At 62.7% G+C, this 3949-nt stretch carries 3 protein-coding genes, 1 tRNA gene and 2 pseudogenes; 2 read left to right on the forward strand and 4 right to left on the reverse strand.

The features are described from left to right. Positions 1–449: 449 nt before the first annotated feature. On the forward strand, positions 450–2087 hold the full coding sequence (locus ABZ281_RS41100; protein ID WP_356663059.1) for a caspase family protein: 1638 nt from the start codon (positions 450–452) through the stop codon (positions 2085–2087). Positions 2088–2105: 18 nt separating this feature from the next. Continuing rightward, positions 2106–2990: a hypothetical protein gene (locus ABZ281_RS41105; protein WP_356663060.1), complete on the forward strand. Its 885-nt coding sequence runs from the start codon at positions 2106–2108 to the stop codon at positions 2988–2990. Between the two features lie 125 nt (positions 2991–3115). On the opposite strand, the gene ABZ281_RS41110 is transcribed toward ABZ281_RS41105, so the two are convergent. The 4 genes and pseudogenes from ABZ281_RS41110 to ABZ281_RS41125 form a co-directional block, all read right to left on the reverse strand. Beyond that, positions 3116–3189, reverse strand: a tRNA-Met gene (locus ABZ281_RS41110). A gap of 56 nt (positions 3190–3245) precedes the next feature. Then, a complete protein-coding gene (locus tag ABZ281_RS41115; RefSeq protein WP_053679654.1) occupies positions 3246–3449 on the reverse strand; it encodes a cold-shock protein in 204 nt (67 codons plus the stop codon). A gap of 192 nt (positions 3450–3641) precedes the next feature. Beyond that, positions 3642–3863 (reverse strand): annotated as a pseudogene (locus tag ABZ281_RS41120) (HU family DNA-binding protein); the annotation flags it as partial. Further along, positions 3857–3949, reverse strand: a pseudogene (locus ABZ281_RS41125) (protein kinase); the annotation flags it as partial. The pseudogenes ABZ281_RS41125 and ABZ281_RS41120, both read right to left, overlap by 7 nt.

The raw sequence follows: 3949 nt of genomic DNA on the forward strand, positions 1-3949 counted from the left end.
GTAGTTCTCGCGGATCTTCTTGAGCAGGCTGCGGAAGACCTCCGCCGCCTCGCCCTTCCAGCTCGCGTCGTGGAGGTCCTCGGCGCGCCACACGGTGCCCATGCCTCCGCTGCCGATCGGCTCCTTCAGCCGGTACCGGCGGGCGATCGTTGTGCCGCGCATCAATTCCTCCAGCCCTGCGTGTCCGAGCGCTGGGCCGGCTGGCTCCAGGCACGCTGCGGGCGAAGGCATGCCCGCAGTGCGGCGGAGCATACAAAAACACCTTGCCGGGACTGGGTGGAGCGACGCTGGCCCGAGGCTGAGTCAACGTTCCAGGAGATGCCTTTGCAGGTCAGCGCCATGCGATTGGGGTGTGCGGGCGTGGGGGTGGTGTCCGTTACTACTTTCGGTCAGCAGGAGTTCACCCGTGATCCGCGTTACGGTCGAAGGGGGTGAATGGAGTGCCTGATATGCCTGATATGGATCCGGATCGTGCGGTAGTTCTGATTGGGGTGCATAAAGCCGTCGATCTACCCGAGCTAGAGGCTGTAGATCACGGTCTTCACCACATGGAGACGTGGGCGCGGGGTCAGGGCATTCCCGATCATCGGATCAAGGTTTTCTCTGACACCAGCGGTGACGTGGTCCGTCTCGCGGAGGTCAGCGAGGCAGTGCAGTCGTTCGCGGATCTTATCTCCCTGGAGCAACTCATCGTGTACTTCTGCGGACACGGTGTACTCGTCAACGGGAATGAGTACTGGTTGCTGTCAAGGGCTCCTCAGAACCCGAACGAGGCCGTCAACATCTGGCTCAGTTGGATGATGGCGAGGAAGTGCGGGGTAGGACATGTGACCCTGATCTCGGACGCCTGCCGAACGGCATCGAGCGGCGGCAGTTCCCTGGATGTCTACTCCGGATCATCGCTGTTCGAGAACCGACCCCGGCGTACAGACTGGGTGGACGTCTTCTTCGCATGCAGACCTGGAGAATCGTCCTACGAGATCGCCGATCCTCTCGTTTCAAGCAGAGAGTACCGAGCTGTTTACACAGAGGTTCTCGCCAAGGCGTTGGGGGGAGACTACTCTGAGGTGCTCGAACAGGTCCGACAGGACAGCAGGGTGTTCCAGCTCGTCCGCCCCTACCCGCTGAAGGAACAGCTTCCCGGGTACGTAGGTAGGCAGATTACCGAGCTAGGAGCACAGATGGCCGCCAACCAGTTCCCGGATGGGTGGATCACGTCCCATCCGAAGAAGGCCTGGTTGTCGCGGCTTCCGGCAATAGAAGCGCCAGATGCGGCTGTGCTGGCTCATGAGGTCGAGTCGGAACGCGAGGTCACGCCGCCGGTGGATCCGGCGTATGACGAGGCCATGCGTGCGGCCAACGACCTTGTGACTCCTCCGCCGGACCCCGGAAAGATCGAGTCCTCTGCCATACAGGTAACAGGTAACTCCATCAAGGCCATCTACACGGACGGTGCTAAGGCGGAGCACGTGGCGTCCGATGTCGTCCAGATCGAGGTCGATGCCGCCCAACGCGCTTCCAGCATTCTGCTGCACTTGGAGTCCGGCCACTGCGTCGTCATTCCGGCGTTGCTGGGCCGCGTAGCCACGGCGGTCTTTCGGCAGGATCAGCTCGTTGATGTCTCGTACGCACCTCTGAGTGAGGGCACCCGGGGGCGCCGTGAGCCACTTGATGCGACCTATGTAGATCGTCGCGCATGGATCGCTGCGGCTTCCCGCTACGGATTGACTTGGTGGGAGGGCTACACCCCGGACGACCTGATGGGGCTCTTTGCGAAGCACGGTGAGGCCGACCCTTCACTGGCGATCTATCTCGCTTACGGCTTGGCGAGCCTTGGGCAGCGGGACCTGGTCGGTAAGTTGCTGACCCGGGACAACCTGGAAGCCGGGAATGCGTTCTACGACGTCATGCTCTTGTCGGAGGACTGGGGCCGTCCGGTGCTTCCGTTCACGCCGCTACTGGCTCGCGGTTGGGCTCTGGTAGGTCCGCTCACAGGGGACGAGGTACCTGAAGTTCCCGCTCCGCAGACATCGCACTGGACGCTCTTCACAGATGCAGACCTGCCTCGTCTTCTCAGCCTTCTTTGAGGGTAGGGAGGTGCCGTCATGCGCCGACTTGTTCTCATCCACGGACGGTCCCAGCAGCGCAAGAATGCGGCAGACCTGAAGCAAGAGTGGGTACAAGCACTTCACAAAGGTCTGACGGGGGCAGGTGTCAGCGCGACCATTCCTGAGGAACGGGTCCGATTTCCCTACTACGGAGACACGCTGAACCACCTGGTGGAGGGCCTCACCGACGCAGCACCTGACGTGATCGTCAAGGGCTACGGTGATCTGGCTCCGGGTGAGGAAAAATTCATCGCTGAGGTCGTCGGGGAGGCTGTGCAGCGTCTTGGCCTAGCCGAGGAAGACATCCGTGCCGTAGCCGGCCAGCCAGGCGTGATCCAGAAGGGCGTCCGGAACTGGCCGTGGGTGCTCGCTGCTCTGCGCGCCATCGACCGATCCCCTGGACTCGCTAGCGCCAGTCTGCAACTGGTTACGCGCGACGTATATCGATATCTGCACTCCATCGGCATACAGACTCAGATAGACGACGGCGTTCGGAAAGCCATCACCTCAGATGAGGAACACGTAGTCGTGGCCCACTCGTTGGGTTCAGTCGTTGCCTACAACGTGCTCAAGCGGGATGCCGAAGAGCTCAACTGGAAGGTGCCAACCCTCGTCACGCTGGGCTCGCCGCTTGCGATCAACCCCATCGCGCAAAAACTAAGGCCGGTCAGCCGTCCTCATGGTGTCAAAATCTGGTTCAACGCCTTCGACCCGCAGGACATCGTCGCTCTCCATCCACTCGACCGCGAGCGCTTCCCGGTAACCCCAGAAGTTGAAAATTTCAGCCAGATCCGAAATGAAACTTCTCACCATCACGGGATAATCGGATACCTGCAGCATCCCGAAGTAGCGCTTCGTATCTACCGCGCTTTGGTCCAGTGACCGCAGCTACCCTGGCGTCGCGGCACATCTCCCCCGCCAACGCTGGAGTGAGGCAGGGCCCGGCCAGGCAACGCGGTGTTCGGATACGACGACGGGCCCGGCTGTAGGCCAGGCCCGTCGGTCAGTAGCGGGGACAGGATTTGAACCTGCGACCTCTGGGTTATGAGCCCAGCGAGCTACCGAGCTGCTCCACCCCGCGTCGGTGATGCCACTCTACACAGTGATCTTCGCGGGCGGGGCGGTGCCGTACGGCCGTCAGCTCCGGACGATGTTCTCGGCCTGGGGGCCCTTCTGCCCCTGTGTCACGTCGAAAGTGACCGCGTCGCCCTCCGCCAGCTCGCGGTAGCCGCTGCCGGCGATGTTGGAGTAATGGGCGAAGACGTCCGGGCCGCCGCCGTCCTGGGCGATGAAACCGAAGCCCTTCTCCGAGTTGAACCACTTCACGGTGCCGCTGGCCATACTGCGTGTCCTTCGATCTTGCCGAGGAATCCCGGCTGGTTTGGAGTCGGAGCCCTCCGTAGACGGAGGGCACCCGGCGTCCGTTCTACCCCGTCGGCGCCACAATTATCCGGGCTCCACGCAGTGATCGGCTGACGGCGTGCGTCCTTGAGTCAGGACGCGGTTCTGGAGTGCTCGCGGCACGGCTGGGGGCTACTTGCCCTTCGCGGCTTCCTTGAGCTTGGAGCCTGCCGAGACCTTCACGCTGTATCCGGCTGCGATCTCCAGCGGCTCGCCCGTCTGGGGATTGCGGGCCGTACGGGCAGCGCGGTGGGTGCGCTCGAAAGTCAGGAAGCCGGGGATGGTGACCTTCTCATCGCCCTTGGCGACGACGTCGGCGACGGTCTCTGCGAGGGCGGCCAGGACCGCGTCTGCATGGCGCGGGCGATGCCGAAGTCCATGACCTTGACCACGGCGCGCTTGGTCATCATCACGTTGCCCGGCTTGATGTCGCGGTGGAC

Origin of the sequence: Streptomyces sp. NPDC006265 (assembly GCF_040613555.1) — a bacterium.
GTDB lineage: Bacteria > Actinomycetota > Actinomycetes > Streptomycetales > Streptomycetaceae > Streptomyces.